This is a genomic window from Marinobacterium sp. xm-a-152, assembly GCF_013282965.1.
Classification (GTDB): domain Bacteria; phylum Pseudomonadota; class Gammaproteobacteria; order Pseudomonadales; family Balneatricaceae; genus Marinobacterium_E.
Genome location: NZ_WBYI01000008.1, coordinates 17,830 through 31,485, shown reverse-complemented (window position 1 = coordinate 31,485; position 13,656 = coordinate 17,830). Strand labels below are relative to the sequence as shown.

At 48.8% G+C, this 13,656-nt stretch carries 16 protein-coding genes and 4 tRNA genes; 16 read left to right on the top strand and 4 right to left on the bottom strand.

The window, feature by feature from the left end; all coding sequences use genetic code 11:
• The first annotated feature begins 30 nt into the window (after positions 1-30).
• Entirely contained in the window at positions 31-1,470 is a 1,440-nt protein-coding gene (gene rmuC, locus XMA152_RS08995; protein ID WP_254448300.1) for a DNA recombination protein RmuC, read from the top strand.
• On the opposite strand, the gene XMA152_RS08990 is transcribed toward rmuC, so the two are convergent.
• Positions 1,452-2,330 (bottom strand): LysR family transcriptional regulator, encoded by an 879-nt coding sequence (locus XMA152_RS08990; protein ID WP_173483390.1) that lies wholly within the window; start codon positions 2,328-2,330, stop codon positions 1,452-1,454. The genes rmuC and XMA152_RS08990 overlap by 19 nt on opposite strands.
• A 113-nt stretch (positions 2,331-2,443) precedes the next feature.
• On the opposite strand from XMA152_RS08990, the gene XMA152_RS08985 reads away from it, so the two are divergent.
• The 6 genes from XMA152_RS08985 (at position 2,444) to XMA152_RS08960 (ending at position 4,386) form a co-directional block, all read left to right on the top strand.
• The gene (locus tag XMA152_RS08985) at positions 2,444-3,031 is read left to right on the top strand and encodes an FMN-dependent NADH-azoreductase (protein ID WP_173481395.1); all 588 of its coding nucleotides are present in this window, start codon (positions 2,444-2,446) and stop codon (positions 3,029-3,031) included.
• 33 nt (positions 3,032-3,064) lie between these two features.
• A complete protein-coding gene (locus XMA152_RS08980) occupies positions 3,065-3,907 on the top strand; it encodes a pirin family protein (protein WP_173481394.1) in 843 nt (280 codons plus the stop codon).
• 151 nt (positions 3,908-4,058) lie between these two features.
• A tRNA-Glu gene (locus XMA152_RS08975) sits at positions 4,059-4,134 on the top strand.
• Positions 4,135-4,137: 3 nt separating this feature from the next.
• A tRNA-Gly gene (locus XMA152_RS08970) sits at positions 4,138-4,213 on the top strand.
• Between the two features lie 16 nt (positions 4,214-4,229).
• Positions 4,230-4,305, top strand: a tRNA-Glu gene (locus XMA152_RS08965).
• 5 nt (positions 4,306-4,310) lie between these two features.
• Positions 4,311-4,386 (top strand) — tRNA-Gly (locus tag XMA152_RS08960).
• A gap of 11 nt (positions 4,387-4,397) precedes the next feature.
• Here XMA152_RS08960 and XMA152_RS08955 read toward each other — a convergent pair.
• Entirely contained in the window at positions 4,398-4,811 is a 414-nt protein-coding gene (locus tag XMA152_RS08955; RefSeq protein WP_173481393.1) for a PA2817 family protein, read from the bottom strand.
• Positions 4,812-4,893: 82 nt separating this feature from the next.
• On the opposite strand from XMA152_RS08955, the gene XMA152_RS08950 reads away from it, so the two are divergent.
• The 6 genes from XMA152_RS08950 to XMA152_RS08925 are packed head-to-tail and all read left to right on the top strand — an operon-like array spanning position 4,894 to position 10,636.
• Positions 4,894-5,817 (top strand): ABC transporter ATP-binding protein, encoded by a 924-nt coding sequence (locus XMA152_RS08950; RefSeq protein WP_173481392.1) that lies wholly within the window; start codon positions 4,894-4,896, stop codon positions 5,815-5,817.
• Positions 5,817-6,590 carry an ABC transporter permease gene (locus tag XMA152_RS08945; RefSeq protein ID WP_173483389.1) on the top strand — a complete coding sequence of 258 codons (774 nt, stop codon included), beginning with the start codon at positions 5,817-5,819 and terminating at the stop codon, positions 6,588-6,590. Before XMA152_RS08950 ends, XMA152_RS08945 begins: the two co-directional genes overlap by 1 nt.
• A complete protein-coding gene (queF, locus tag XMA152_RS08940) occupies positions 6,590-7,414 on the top strand; it encodes an NADPH-dependent 7-cyano-7-deazaguanine reductase QueF (RefSeq protein ID WP_173481390.1) in 825 nt (274 codons plus the stop codon). Before XMA152_RS08945 ends, queF begins: the two co-directional genes overlap by 1 nt.
• An 11-nt stretch (positions 7,415-7,425) precedes the next feature.
• Complete coding sequence (locus XMA152_RS08935; protein ID WP_173481389.1) at positions 7,426-7,986, top strand: nitroreductase family protein; 561 nt, start codon at positions 7,426-7,428, stop codon at positions 7,984-7,986.
• Positions 7,979-8,419 carry a YiiD C-terminal domain-containing protein gene (locus tag XMA152_RS08930; RefSeq protein ID WP_173483388.1) on the top strand — a complete coding sequence of 147 codons (441 nt, stop codon included), beginning with the start codon at positions 7,979-7,981 and terminating at the stop codon, positions 8,417-8,419. Before XMA152_RS08935 ends, XMA152_RS08930 begins: the two co-directional genes overlap by 8 nt.
• Before the next feature lie 9 nt (positions 8,420-8,428).
• A complete protein-coding gene (locus XMA152_RS08925; RefSeq protein ID WP_173483387.1) occupies positions 8,429-10,636 on the top strand; it encodes a heavy metal translocating P-type ATPase in 2,208 nt (735 codons plus the stop codon).
• Here XMA152_RS08925 and XMA152_RS08920 read toward each other — a convergent pair.
• Entirely contained in the window at positions 10,633-11,187 is a 555-nt protein-coding gene (locus XMA152_RS08920; protein ID WP_173483386.1) for a peptidylprolyl isomerase, read from the bottom strand. The two genes, XMA152_RS08925 and XMA152_RS08920, sit on opposite strands and share 4 nt — an antisense overlap.
• A 100-nt stretch (positions 11,188-11,287) precedes the next feature.
• On the opposite strand from XMA152_RS08920, the gene XMA152_RS08915 reads away from it, so the two are divergent.
• From XMA152_RS08915 to XMA152_RS08905, 3 genes are read left to right on the top strand one after another with little or no spacing between them, the layout of a single operon-like run.
• Positions 11,288-12,001 carry a DUF6134 family protein gene (locus tag XMA152_RS08915; RefSeq protein ID WP_173483385.1) on the top strand — a complete coding sequence of 238 codons (714 nt, stop codon included), beginning with the start codon at positions 11,288-11,290 and terminating at the stop codon, positions 11,999-12,001.
• Between the two features lies 1 nt (position 12,002).
• Positions 12,003-12,737 carry an SDR family NAD(P)-dependent oxidoreductase gene (locus tag XMA152_RS08910; RefSeq protein WP_173483384.1) on the top strand — a complete coding sequence of 245 codons (735 nt, stop codon included), beginning with the start codon at positions 12,003-12,005 and terminating at the stop codon, positions 12,735-12,737.
• Positions 12,734-13,159 carry a nuclear transport factor 2 family protein gene (locus tag XMA152_RS08905; protein ID WP_173483383.1) on the top strand — a complete coding sequence of 142 codons (426 nt, stop codon included), beginning with the start codon at positions 12,734-12,736 and terminating at the stop codon, positions 13,157-13,159. Before XMA152_RS08910 ends, XMA152_RS08905 begins: the two co-directional genes overlap by 4 nt.
• On the opposite strand, the gene XMA152_RS08900 is transcribed toward XMA152_RS08905, so the two are convergent.
• Positions 13,131-13,655, bottom strand: coding sequence for a DUF3833 domain-containing protein (locus tag XMA152_RS08900; RefSeq protein ID WP_173483443.1), 525 nt, complete (start codon positions 13,653-13,655; stop codon positions 13,131-13,133). The genes XMA152_RS08905 and XMA152_RS08900 overlap by 29 nt on opposite strands.
• Position 13,656: the final 1 nt, after the last annotated feature.

Here is a 13,656-nt window from a genome sequence, read left to right as displayed (position 1 = left end):
AAGCTGTTTGATCGGTTTTAGGAGTGGGTTTTGGAGTTGTTAGTCGCGTTAGGTTTCAGTGTTGTTGTCATAGTTGTGGGTTATCTATGGCACCGCTCATCCCTTGCCCATAGACTTTCAGAGGTGGCTCAACAGCAAGTGCAGCTTGAATCTAAGTTGGCGGTGGTCGAGTCTCAACTGACCTATAAAGAGTCCCTGATTGCAGAAAAGGAGTCCCGTCTATCTGAATTAAAAGGCGAGCTGGACGTTGAGAGACAGCAGTCGGCTCAGTTACGTAACCAGCTAATGCAGTTGGGAGAAGAGAAAGCGCGTCGTGACACTGAGCTTGAGCAGAAAGAGGTGCATTTCGCTCAGCAGATCAAACAGCTGGAAGAGAGCCGCACCCTTTTAAAAAGGGAGTTCGAAGCGCTGGCGCAAGAGATTCTTGAAGCGAAAGGGAAAAGCTTCCAGGAGCAGAGCCAGCAGCGTTTGGACGCTCTGTTAAAACCGATGACGTCTGAGATGAAAGGGTTCAAAGAGCGCATCGAGAAGATACACCAGTTCGATAACGAGCAGCGATCCAAACTAACCACAGAACTGCAGCAGCTAAAAGATCTCAATGCGAAGATAACAACTGAAGCCGAACGACTCAGTTCCGCACTTCAGGGTCAGAAGAAGATGCAGGGTAACTGGGGTGAGTTGATGCTCGAAAATGTCCTCGATTCCAGTGGATTGCGCCGAGATAAAGACTATAAGCGTGAAGTAAGCATCAACACTGAAGAGGGGAGGCAGCGCCCTGATGTTGTGGTCTATCTTCCACAGAACAAGCATTTGATTATTGATGCCAAAACCTCACTATCTGCTTACACACGCTACGTAAATGCAGAAGATCCCCATGAGCGAACTCAGGCACTCAAAGAGCATGCAGAAGCGATGCAGGCGCGCATTAAAGAGTTATCCGACAAAAGCTATTTCAAGCTAAATGGGCTCAACTCCCCAGAAGTTGTAGTGATGTTTGTGCCGATCGAATCAGCCTATGTAGAAGCACTCAAATACAATGAGACGCTATTCCAAGAGGCGATTGAAAAACAGGTGCTGGTGGCAACACCAACGACGCTATTAACGGCTTTGAATATTGTGCGTCAGCTGTGGCGCTTTGAAGATCAATCAAAACACAGTGCTCAGCTGGCCGACCGTGCAGAAAAAGTCTATAGCAAGCTCAGCTCTTTCCTTATGAGTATGCAAGATGTTGGACGTAAGCTCGACAGTGCGCGCACCAGTTACGATAAAGCCTTGGGTCAGCTCTACTCAGGTAAGGGGAACCTCATCAAACAGGCGGCTGAGTTTAAAGAGTTGGGTGTCTCTGTTCAAAAAGAGCTACCGGCTGATTTGGTTGAAAAAGCTTCGCTTGAATTAGATGCTCCCTATACAAAAAGCACATCAGACGTATCTGACCCAGCAAGGATCGAGTCTCAACAAAACTCTGACTGAGCCTCGGTGATCAGCTGTGCTAACGCTTTTACTCCTGGAGTAGATGTCTCGCCATGCGTCAGTATTAGGTAGAGCTCCGCAAAGCGCTCGTTGCCTTCTGCTAAATTGAGGGGTTTTAACGCTCCGCTGGCGAGGTGGTTTGCAATCAGCGCTTCGGCGTACCAGGCGAACCCCATACCCTTAATAGCAGCCTCAATAGAGAGATCGGGCGAATCGAGCGTCCAACGCTGATTGGCCCCGAGCCACCCCGCATCAATATTACGAACGCCTGTGTCTCTCACGACGAGTTGTCGGTGCTCTTGAAGCATTTCGAGGGTAATGGGTGTCTCAATTTGATGCAGTGGGTGAGAGGGGGCAGCGGCCGCTACAAATCTAAATCGTCCTAAACTCTGACCGACAAAGCCTGGTGGCACTCGACCACCGATGACGATATCGGCATTCCGCTCTAGCAGAGCCTGCTCAGAACCGCTAAGAACAGAGCGTTGATAGTCAATCTTGGTCTGCGGTTGCTGTTTTGAAAAACGTTCTAGCGCCTCGAGAATGATGCTGTTCGGGTAAATTGCCTCAATACGAAGTTTGATACGAGCCTCTGCGCCCAATGCAAACTGACTGGCGAGAGTCTCAATGCGGGTTGCTCGTGCGATCAGCTCGCGGGCATGAACCACTAGCTGTTCACCCTCTGTGGTCAAGACCGCACGCCGACCTTGAGTGGTGAAAAGTATTACGCCGGTACTCTGCTCAATCTGTTTGATGGCATAACTTAGTGTTGATTGGCTTTTATTGATTGATTCGGCTGCTTTCGCAAAGGTTTCGCTATCCGCTACAGCAATCAGAGCTTGCCACTGTTCTAAAGATATCATCTCATTTCATCTAATATATCGATCATATAAATCTAAATTTTGCTATTTATCATCGAAATTATAGATGAGATTATCACCTCATCAAACAGATAATTTTTTAAAAGGATATTGAAATGGCGACTCTACTTCATATTAAAACCTCTCTATTTGGTGACAATGGTCAGTCAGCGCAACTGGCGAAAAGCTTTGTTGATAAATGGCTGGATGAAAACAGTGATGGCGTGGTCATCGAGCGTGATCTAGCTAGTGATCCTGTACCTCATTTGGATGCTTACCGAGTAACAGCATTGAATAGTCCGGCTGAAGAGCGTGACGCTGAACAGAGTGCTATCGTTGAGTTTGCTGACGCACTGCTTGCTGAAGTTAAATCGGCTGATACGATTGTTATCGGTTTGCCAATGTACAATTTCAATATTCCAAGTCAGCTTAAATCCTGGTTTGATCACCTGGCTCGTGCTGGGGTGACGTTCCATTACACAGAACAAGGCCCAGTAGGTCTAATCGAAGATAAACCCGTATACCTAGTTGCAACTCGTGGTGGTCTTTACGCAGAGCAGGGTCAGGATTTCCAGGTTGATTTTGTAAAACAGTTCCTAGGCTTTATTGGGCTTAAAGATACTCGTCTTGTTTTGGCTGAAGGGCTCGCGATGGATACGCATCGAGATCAGTCACTAGAACAGGCTCGAGCAGCGTTTGTGTAAACGGCTGAAACGACAATAAAAAGGAGAATCGTTATGAACCGAGTGATTAAGCGTCGAGTGCCCGGCGTCGACAGTATGGATGGTGCTGGGGTTCGGATTCGTCGCAGTGTAGGCAAAAGCCAATTCGCACGCATCGATCCATTTCTGATGTTGGATTGCTTCTCGTCAGACGATCCTGATGACTACATTGCCGGTTTTCCTGCCCATCCGCACCGTGGTTTTGAGACAGTCACCTACATGCTCGATGGCTTAATGAAACATCGTGACCATATGGGTAATGAGGGGATCCTGCGTCCAGGGAGTGTGCAGTGGATGACAGCGGGGCGCGGTGTGATTCATGAAGAGATGCCTCAGCAAGAGAACGGCTTAATGCGCGGATTCCAGTTATGGGTCAATCTACCTGCAAGCGAGAAGATGAAGCCGGCGGCTTATCAAAATATTGAACCCGAGGAGATCACCGAGATTCAACTACCTAATGCCTTCATTCGATTGGTGGCGGGTTCGTTTGAGTTTGATGGTCAGCACTACACTGGGCCAGTGTCAGGGATCAGTCGTCAGCCCATTTTTATGGAGGTTCGTTTATCACCGAATGCCGAGCTTGAACTGCCTGTCGCTGAGAACCTGTCAGGTTTTGTCTATCTATTCGAAGGGACGGGTTATCTTGCTGATGATAAGCTAGAGATCCATGAGGCAGCCGAGTTGTCCGACGGTGATGCGATTCAACTGACAGCGGGTGCAGAGGGGGCGAGACTGATGTTGATTGCGGGTGAAGCGATCGGTGAGCCAATTGCACAGTATGGTCCGTTTGTCATGAATACAACGGATGAGATAGAGCAGGCGATTGCCGATTATCGTGCCAACCGTTTGACAGGTTAGAGGTTTTAACGGGGAGGGTGCCTAGAATTTAATCAGTTGACTCAAATATTCGAGGAAAATTGTAATTTTTTCGAAATGAGGGGTTGACGGCTAATAGGGTGCTCCGTATTATTTGCGCCTCCTCACAGAGGAACGCAATACATTAAGTGTTGTCCCATTCGTCTAGTGGCCTAGGACACCGCCCTTTCACGGCGGTAACAGGGGTTCGAACCCCCTATGGGACGCCATCCGCGGGAATAGCTCAGTTGGTAGAGCGCAACCTTGCCAAGGTTGAGGTCGCGAGTTCGAGCCTCGTTTCCCGCTCCAATGTATTGTCTACGACGTCCCATTCGTCTAGTGGCCTAGGACACCGCCCTTTCACGGCGGTAACAGGGGTTCGAACCCCCTATGGGACGCCATTTTTGCGGGAATAGCTCAGTTGGTAGAGCGCAACCTTGCCAAGGTTGAGGTCGCGAGTTCGAGCCTCGTTTCCCGCTCCAATCTCCTTTTCTTAATGTCTCTTATCGTCTAACGGCGTAATCATCATATTTCGTAGCTGAAGATAGTCGATTGTTGCATCTTGTGACTCTTGCTCGAATCGTGCTTCGTCGAGTGCTTGGTACTGTGCAATCTCCTCATCGCCCAGATAGTGAATACAATCACCGCCAAATAGCCAGAGTAAATCGCGAGATAGCAGGGGTAGGTGTTGTGGGAATGCTCCCACGATTCGCGTCATTAGGGTCTGGCCCAGTTCAAACGCGTCCGCTGAGTGCTCTTCGTAGGCAGCGATTGTCTGTTCAAACAGCGCAAGCAGCTCATCGGACTCCGTTGTTAAGGTTTCGTCACTGTTGAAAGGTGGCTGCTTTATAAGGTTGTTATAGCCAAGCTTCAGTAGATTTAGATGAAATTGATGAAAATCGGTCAACGGATAGTCCCTGTTTGTCTGTATAATTTGCGTTTAACTATGAATACGTTACTGAGTTAATTTTCTCAAAGGTTAGCACTGAATGGAACTTGCTCTTCAAATTCGTGGGTTGGAAAAAACCTACGGGAATGGCTTTAAAGCGCTTAAAGGGATCGATCTGGATGTAAAGCAGGGCGATTTTTTCGCTCTGCTAGGTCCCAATGGGGCGGGTAAATCGACCACATTGGGTATCGTCACATCCTTGGTCAATAAAACGGATGGTAGTGTGTCAGTCTTTGGCCACAATATTGATTCTGACCTGACCCAAGCAAAGCTCTGCATGGGCATTGTCCCTCAGGAGTTTAACTTCAACTTCTTTGAGAAAGTTGAAGACATCGTTGTGACTCAAGCGGGTTACTACGGGATCCCCTCCTCTATTGCCAAAGAGCGTGCAGAGCACTACCTAAAAGCCTTGGGTTTATGGGATAAACGTGACAATCGAGCACGCCAACTCTCAGGTGGTATGAAACGTCGTCTGATGATTGCTCGTGCGTTGGTTCATAACCCTAAATTGCTGATTCTGGATGAGCCGACTGCAGGCGTGGATATTGAGCTACGTCGATCGATGTGGGAGTTTCTTACCAAGATCAACGAAGAGGGCACGACGATCATCCTGACGACTCACTACCTTGAAGAGGCTGAGTCACTCTGTCGCAATATCGCGATCATCGATCAGGGTGAAATTATTCAAAATAGTTCAATGAAATCGTTGTTGGCTAAACTGAATAACGAGACCTTTATTCTAGATCTTGATCGAGATCTTAAGAGTCTCCCCGATCTCGATGGCTTGGAAGCGCGTTTAGTCGATGAGCATACCCTGGAAGTCGATCTGCCTAAGGGGCATGGTCTCAACAGCGTATTCGCGCAGTTAACAGCGCAAAACATCGCCGTGCTTAGTATGCGTAATAAAGCCAACCGTCTTGAAGAGTTGTTTGTCGAACTGGTTGAACACAAGGGGGCTAAATAATGAACGGAAATCTTCTTTGGGTTGCCTTCTCAACAATCGTAGTGAAAGAGGTTCGACGCTTTACTCGAATTTGGGTTCAGACACTGATTCCGCCTGCGATCACCATGACGCTCTACTTTATTATCTTCGGGAATCTGGTTGGCTCTCGGATCGGTGAGATGGATGGATTCGACTACATGCAGTTCATCGTGCCGGGTCTGATTATGATGTCGGTGATTACCAACTCTTACGGAAACGTCGTCTCGTCATTTTTCGGTACTAAATTTCAACGTCACATTGAAGAGCTGCTCGTCGCACCGGTGCCTAACTGGGTGATTTTGGCCGGTTACGTCATCGGTGGTGTTGCTCGTGGTTTAGCCGTTGGATTCATCGTCACTCTATTGTCGCTGTTCTTCACTGATCTGACGTTAGCGCACCCCTTTGTAACGCTCAGCATTCTGTTTTTGACTGCTGTCGTCTTCTCATTGGGTGGCTTCATCAATGCGATCTACGCGAATTCGTTCGATGATATTGCGGTGGTGCCAACCTTTATTCTGACGCCTCTAACCTATTTAGGTGGCGTGTTTTACTCAATCTCACTGTTGCCTGAGTTTTGGCAGGGGGTCTCTCAGCTCAACCCCATTCTCTACATGGTGAATACATTCCGTTATGGAATCTTGGGCGTTAGTGATATTGACGTCACCTTTGCGTTTGGCATGATCATTCTGTTTATTGCAGTGTTAGGTGGCTTTGCGCTGCACCTTCTAAACACAGGTAAGGGGATTCGAAGCTAATGAACGAACCAGAAAAGGTCCTCCACTCACCCCTAGGTAAAGAGACGGTCTACGCCAATCAGTACGATCCCTCACTGCTTTACCCCATAGAGCGAGATATCAATTGGCAAGCGCGCGGCGTTGATCGCTCCACCTTGCCCTTTTTTGGGGAAGATATCTGGAACAGTTATGAGATCAGTTGGTTGAACGCTAAGGGCAAACCGATTGTTGCACTGGCTCAGTTTCATATCCCAGCAACGTCGACGCATATCGTCGAGTCTAAGTCATTTAAGCTCTACCTAAACTCCTACAATCTGAGTCGCTTTGACTCTGCTGATGAGGTGGCTGCTCAGATGGCTAAAGATCTATCAGACGCGGCGGGCGGTCAGGTTCGGGTGACGTTGACCTCTCCTCAAGATGCGGTGCAGATTGAATCCTTTGACGGTCGTTGCATTGATGATCTTGATATCACGGTGGCTCACTACGAACCAGCTCCTGAGCTACTATCAAGTCAAGGTGAAAACGTCACCGAGACACTGATTTCTCACCTGCTTAAATCCAACTGTCCAGTGACAGGTCAGCCCGATTGGGCGAGCGTTCAAATCAGTTATAGTGGACCGAAAATAGATGAGGAGGGTCTGCTAGGCTATCTGATCTCCTACCGTGAACACGGCGATTTCCATGAGCAGTGTGTAGAGACGATCTTTATGGATATTTTAGAGCGTTGTCAGCCCGAAGAGTTGACGGTTTATGCGCGTTACGTGCGCCGAGGCGGTCTGGATATCAACCCTTACCGTAGTACGCTCGATACTTTGCCAAAAAATCCACGATTAAGCCGACAATAAGGAGCCCTGTGATGGATGCGATTGAACTGTTAACCCAGCGTACCTCTTGTGGCATGTTGGAAGCGCCTGCGCCTACAGCAAAGCAGCTGGAGCTGATGTTTCAGGCCGCATCGCGAGCGCCCGATCACGGTCTGCTTCGACCTTACCGCTTCCTAACCATTCAAGGATCTGCGCTTGATCGTTTAGGCCAGCTCTACCTTGATGCATCCTTAGTTAAGAATCCTGATATTGAAGAGGCGCAACGAAATCGCCTACTGAATATGCCTCTTCGAGCACCGATGATCGTGGTCGCGATTGCGGTGATACAACAGCACCCTAAAGTGCCTGAGATTGAGCAGGTAATGACAGCCGCCTGTGCCGCGCAAGCTGTGGTTCAGGCAGCTTACGCACAAGGTGTCGGAGCTATGTGGCGTTCGGGTGATCTGATGTTTGATGCGAATGTGCAGAAGGGATTGGGTCTTAATGACAATGAAGAGATCGTCGGCTTCATCTATTTAGGTCAACCAATGCGAGATCGCCAAGCTCCAGAAATGGATCAGTCCCTATATGTTGCGGAGTGGACGGGTGAGTGATCAGGCGTTTCTTAGTTGGCTGCATCAGGCCATTCCATTAACGGCTGCTATGCAGATTGATGAGATCGATTACACTGGCAATCAACTTCAACTTAGTGCACCGCTAGAACCGAATCTGAACGATAAGGGAACGGGCTTTGCGGGTTCCATAGCCTCCATCGCGACACTGAGCGGTTGGTGTCTGCTGACCTTATGGCTCAGAGAGCGTGGCATTGATGCCGATGTTATGATTGCCAAAAGCGAACAGCGCTATTTAGCCCCTGTCACCGATCGCCTGAAAGCGGTTGCGACACTGCCAGATGACGCTGTCGTTGAGCAGTTCTGGCAGCGTTTTCAAGAGAAACTGCGTGCGCGGCTACCAATCAGCGTCGCCGTGGGTAATGAGCAGACAGTGTTTGAACTGCAGGGTGATTACGCCGCTATACAGCGATAGGAGTGTGTCATGACGATCCATCAATATGCTTTGTCAAAAGTCAGTTGTGCCGGCTGTGTTCGATCAATCGAAAAGGCCTTGAATGCTTCTGATGATATCTCTGATTTTGCGATCAACTTCGCCGATCGAACAGCTACTGTTGAGTCGAATCTTCCAACCACTGAGGTTGAACAACTGATCATCAATGCTGGCTACGGTGCCGCTTTTATAGAGAATGAAGAGGATCTTGCGGCTCGTGATCAACAGAATCAACAAGAGCTAAAACAGACCTTCACTCATGCCTGGGTTGCGATTGGCCTGGGTGCATTTTTGATGGTTCAGATGTTGGCAGGCCTCATGCCGCCGGTGGAGAGTTCAGAGGGTCTGGTGAATGGCCTAATCACGGCTACACTCTCCGCGATGGTGATGTTCCACTCAGGTGGCCATATTTTCCGAGGGGCGCTTCAGAGTTTTAAACGTCTCGATTTTAATATGGATACACTGATTGCCTTGGGCACCGGGGTAGCCTGGCTCTATTCAGCACTTCTGCTGATGTTCATTCAATGGATTCCAGAGTCGATCCCCACGCAAGCCAGACACCTCTACTTTGAAGCCTCAGTTATGATTATTGGCTTCATCCTGCTGGGTCAAGCCTTAGAGGCTAAGGGGCGAAATCAGACCGCAGAAGCCTTGCGTCACCTAATGAATTTACAACCGAAAACAGCGCTAAAAGTGATTGAAGGTGAAGCCAAAGAGGTCTCTATTCAACTCCTGCTGCCTGGTGATCTGGTCCGAGTCCTACCAGGACAGACGATACCGGTTGATGCCCTAGTGGTTGAAGGCAGTAGCTATGTTGACGAATCGATGCTGACCGGTGAGTCTGTTCCAGTTCAACGTCAGTTAGATGACCAAGTGACCGGAGGCACGCTCAATGGTGAGGGCGTTTTACTGGTTCGTGTGACCGAAGTAGGGCAGAAGACTCGCCTCGCTCAAATCCTATCGTCTGTCAGAGAGGCACAAAACAGCAAACCTGCACTGGGTAAGTTGGCGGATAAAATAGCCTCTATCTTTGTACCCGTCGTCATTCTTATTGCACTGCTTGTGTTTGCACTCTGGTGGTTTGTTGGTCCAGAACCGACTTGGTCTTATGCCACTCTAGCCAGCATGACCGTATTAATTGTGGCCTGCCCTTGTGCGTTGGGTCTGGCGACCCCAATGGCAGTGATGGTGGGTGTGGGTCGTGCTGCTAAAATGGGTGTGCTTATTCGAGAGGGCGATGCCCTGCAGCGATCACAAGACCTGACCTGTGTCGTCATGGATAAGACCGGCACATTGACTCAAGGCAAACCCTCACTGACTCATCAGCATGCTGCACCTGAGTATGCAGCAATCGCCAAAACGCTTGCTTCACACTCTGAGCATCCACTCTCTAAAGCCTTAAGTCATTCACTCGAGGGAGGCGCTTGCGAGGTTGATCAATTCAGATCGATCTCTGGTTCTGGTGTGGAAGCGGTCATTGACGATGAAACCTATCGTTTGGGTAGCGGGCAATGGATGGAAACCTTTGATATCGATTCATCCGATTTTGTCTGTGATGCAGAAGCGTGGAGTGAAGAGGGCGCCTCATTGGTCTGGTTGTTTAATAGCAGCCGAGTCTTAGCCCTGTTTGCTTTGAATGATGCCCTTCGTGATGATAGTCAATCTGCCGTCGAGCGTTTCAAAGTGATGGGTCTTCGATTAGTACTACTGTCGGGCGATCACTCAGTGGCGGCTGAAGCGATCGCCAAACAAGCAGGCATTAGTGAAGTCATTGCCGGTGTTCAGCCTGAGCAAAAACTGCAGACAATCGCCCAACTTCAGGCCGAGGGTGAGGTGGTTGCTATGGTTGGGGATGGTATTAATGACGCCCCAGCGCTGGCGCAAGCGGATGTTGGTTATGCAATGGGTGGTGGTACTGATGTGGCGTTAGCTTCTGCTGATGTAGCACTGATGCAGAACTCTTTGCATGCGGTAGCGGATGCGATTCAGTTGTCGCGATTAACGGTCAACAATATCAAACAGAATTTGTTCGGCGCATTTTTCTACAATGTCGCGGCGATTCCTGTTGCTGCGGGTATTCTATATCCCGTGTTTGGTCTTTTACTCAATCCGATGATCGCCGGCGCAGCGATGGCACTGTCGTCAGTGACGGTCGTTGCCAATGCGCGCAGGCTGAACCAAGTGAACCTATCGCGCTAATCGATACGTTCTAGGCTCAAAATTGTGATCGGCTCTCTTGGTACATTCCGGTAGTAACTGACATTGCCGGTTTGTACCGCGGAAATCTTATCGACGACCTCCATCCCTTCTATGACTTTGCCGAACACCGCATATCCAGGGCGATTGGTTCGTCCATCAAGACCTAAGTTATCAACTGTGTTGATATAGAACTGCGCTGTGGCGCTATCAGGTGCTTGGGTTCGGGCCATGGCAATGGAACCTCGAACATTGCTCAGCCCATTCATCGACTCATTCTTAATCGGGCTGCCCGTGTTTCTCTCACGCATCTCGGCATCCATACCACCGCCTTGAATCATGAAGCCTGGAATGACTCGGTGAAAAACCAAACCCTCATAATGATCTTTGTCGACATAGTTCAGAAAGTTTTCGGTAGAGATGGGGGCTTTCTCATCGTTGAGTTCAAATTTGATCTCTCCCTTGCTGGTCTGCATCACTACCTTAGGACCAGCAAAAGCCAGCGGAGCGGTTAGAACAAGTGAAGCGATGAACAGATTGTTCTTGAAACGCATCGATTATCTCCAAGTCGTTTTATACTAATTCTTTAGTCTAAGACTACCCAATTTCTTGCCGGCTGAGAACCACTTTTCTCTCGGTGTCGTAATCCAGACTATGATGTTAATAATTAGACAGTCTGTTTTTGTGATGGGGCTTTTTTTAGCGCCTATCCTGAATGCCTCTCACTTGGTTGGTCAGGCCAAGCTCTACCCAGAAGTCATCACTTACGATGTCTATCGCAAAGGTGAGCCGGTCGGTCATTACACACTTCGTTTCAGTGATGTCACCCACGATCGTGTCGCCGCTGAGATCGAGATGGAGTTAACGGCGAAAGTCTTTGGCTTTTTCAACTATGAGTACCGATATCAGGCTAATGAGGTTTGGCAAAATGATCGACTCATGCAGCTCAACGTGAAAACGGTTAGCAACAAAAAAGAGTCATCGGTCACGGCCGTCCAAAAATCCGATGTTTTAGAGACAGTGGATAAAAAAGGGCGAGTGCATGCCTACCCAGCGGAGTTAATGACGACCCATCACTGGTATCGGCAGATTCTTGATCAGCGGCAGGTATTAAATAGTATCACCGGTAATATGGATGAGATTTCACCAGAGTCTGTGGGCTCTGCGCTCTTAGATGCCCGAGGTGAAACCGTACAATTGGATGGCTATCGCCTTGGCGGTGATCTGGATAGAACGGTCAGTTGGTACGATCGCGATGGGCGATGGCGAGCACTTGAGTTTAAAGCCAAGGATGGGTCTGATATTCAGGTGATATGGAACGGAGGTCAGCTGATTAAAGAGACCTCTCTGGCTCAGAATAGGGAGTAGCGTGGCTAGTCGAATTTGGATAATTGGAGGCAGTACCGGAATTGGCGCTGCGCTCGCTAAGGCTTACCTGGATGAGGGCTATCAAGTCCTAATCAGTGCTCGAAACGAAGAGCGCTTAATAACCTTTGCCGAGTCTATCGGCTGCCAATATATGCCTCTGGATGTGACAGATCGCGATTCCTGTATTAACGCTTGGGCCGAGATTTGCCAAGAGTGCATGCCCGATAAAGTCATCATCAGCTCGGGTACGCACCAAGAGATGCCAGCCACTGAATTTAATGCAGATAACTGTGAATCGCTAATGCAGGTGAACTATTTCGGGGCGGTCTACCTGCTGGAGGCGATACTTCCTACCTATCTTAAATCAGGTGGGCAAATTGGTGTCATCTCCTCTCTAGCAGGCTACCGAGGACTCCCTTATGCATCATCCTACGGCGCCTCCAAAGCGGCGCTGATCAATTTGTGCGAGTCCTTGAGAGTTGAGCTAGAGGATTCTAAGGTCGATATACGGTTGATTAATCCGGGCTTTGTTAAGACGCCCCTCACCGACAAGAATCAATTCCAAATGCCCGCGTTGATATTGCCTGAGCAAGCCGCTGCGGAGATTGTGAAAGGGCTGAAAGGGCGTAGTTTTGAGATCCGCTTTCCTAAACTCTTTGCTGCTACACTTGCCTTGTTGCGGCACTTGCCCTACAAACTCTATTTCCCTCTGGTAAAACGAGTCACTAAACGATGAATCAAACATCGGTACAACAATACGTTGAGCTTTTTGAGAACTTAACACCGGACAGTGTCACTCAGTTTGAATCACTGGTGACTCCAGATGTTCGCTTCGCCGATCCGTTTAATGATGTTCGTGGATTTTCGAAGATGTGTGAAATTCTGACTGATATGTTTGAGCGCTCAGAGGATCCATCGTTTACCGTCTTTGAATGGTTTGAACAGCCTGGAGCGGCTTATGTTCGTTGGGAGTTCCGTGCAAAGTTGCCAGTATTGGGGGTGTTTACAACAGAGGGGGTCAGTCGTCTCTCTATTAATAAGAGTGGGTTGATTGCCGAGCATTTAGACTATTGGGATAGTGCACCTTTGTACATGAAACTACCCCTGTTAGGTCGAATTCTGCGCTCGATCAGAGCGAAAATGGCGCTTCCTTCATAGCATCGCCGCGCATAAAACTGAGGGTGACGGAACCAATCGTGAATCCCCACTTTTTGACATAGGCTCTGTTGATCAGCACACCGCCTTGTTGCAGCAACATCCAATCATCGAAGGTGACGCGCCAGCTGCCATCGCCCACTTTTAAATCGATGTCATACTGCCAGTTCAATGCATTGCCCTGGCTGGTTCCGGTTGCTGAACCAATAACGTCATCTGCGCGGCCTTCATAAAGGCCTGAGCTGGAAGAGGTTATCTCCCAAATACGCTGATCGCGCTCGCCGTCATCATAGAGGAACTGTTCATCTAAGGTGAGCGTTTGGCCATCCCAGTTACCATCAATCTCAACTTGAAATTGGCGTCTGATGGTACCAAAACGATCTTCGAAGATACCCCAAGCATAGACTTTGCCATTAAAGTACTCCTCAATCTTCAATGCTGGCTGCGATTGACTGATTTGATCGATCTGCATCTGTGAACACCCACTCAAAATTACCATC

Excerpts from the sequence above, each read along its gene's own strand:
- XMA152_RS08985 (WP_173481395.1), top strand. The coding sequence starts at position 2,444 with ATGGCGACTCTACTTCATATTAAAACCTCTCTATTTGGTGACAATGGT.
- XMA152_RS08990 (WP_173483390.1), bottom strand. The coding sequence starts at position 2,330 with ATGATATCTTTAGAACAGTGGCAAGCTCTGATTGCTGTAGCGGATAGC.
- XMA152_RS08945 (WP_173483389.1), top strand. The coding sequence starts at position 5,817 with ATGAACGGAAATCTTCTTTGGGTTGCCTTCTCAACAATCGTAGTGAAA.
- XMA152_RS08950 (WP_173481392.1), top strand. The coding sequence starts at position 4,894 with ATGGAACTTGCTCTTCAAATTCGTGGGTTGGAAAAAACCTACGGGAAT.
- XMA152_RS08915 (WP_173483385.1), top strand. The coding sequence starts at position 11,288 with ATGATGTTAATAATTAGACAGTCTGTTTTTGTGATGGGGCTTTTTTTA.
- XMA152_RS08935 (WP_173481389.1), top strand. The coding sequence starts at position 7,426 with ATGGATGCGATTGAACTGTTAACCCAGCGTACCTCTTGTGGCATGTTG.
- XMA152_RS08925 (WP_173483387.1), top strand. The coding sequence starts at position 8,429 with ATGACGATCCATCAATATGCTTTGTCAAAAGTCAGTTGTGCCGGCTGT.
- XMA152_RS08900 (WP_173483443.1), bottom strand. The coding sequence starts at position 13,655 with ATGGTAATTTTGAGTGGGTGTTCACAGATGCAGATCGATCAAATCAGT.
- queF (WP_173481390.1), top strand. The coding sequence starts at position 6,590 with ATGAACGAACCAGAAAAGGTCCTCCACTCACCCCTAGGTAAAGAGACG.
- XMA152_RS08920 (WP_173483386.1), bottom strand. The coding sequence starts at position 11,187 with ATGCGTTTCAAGAACAATCTGTTCATCGCTTCACTTGTTCTAACCGCT.
- XMA152_RS08905 (WP_173483383.1), top strand. The coding sequence starts at position 12,734 with ATGAATCAAACATCGGTACAACAATACGTTGAGCTTTTTGAGAACTTA.
- XMA152_RS08980 (WP_173481394.1), top strand. The coding sequence starts at position 3,065 with ATGAACCGAGTGATTAAGCGTCGAGTGCCCGGCGTCGACAGTATGGAT.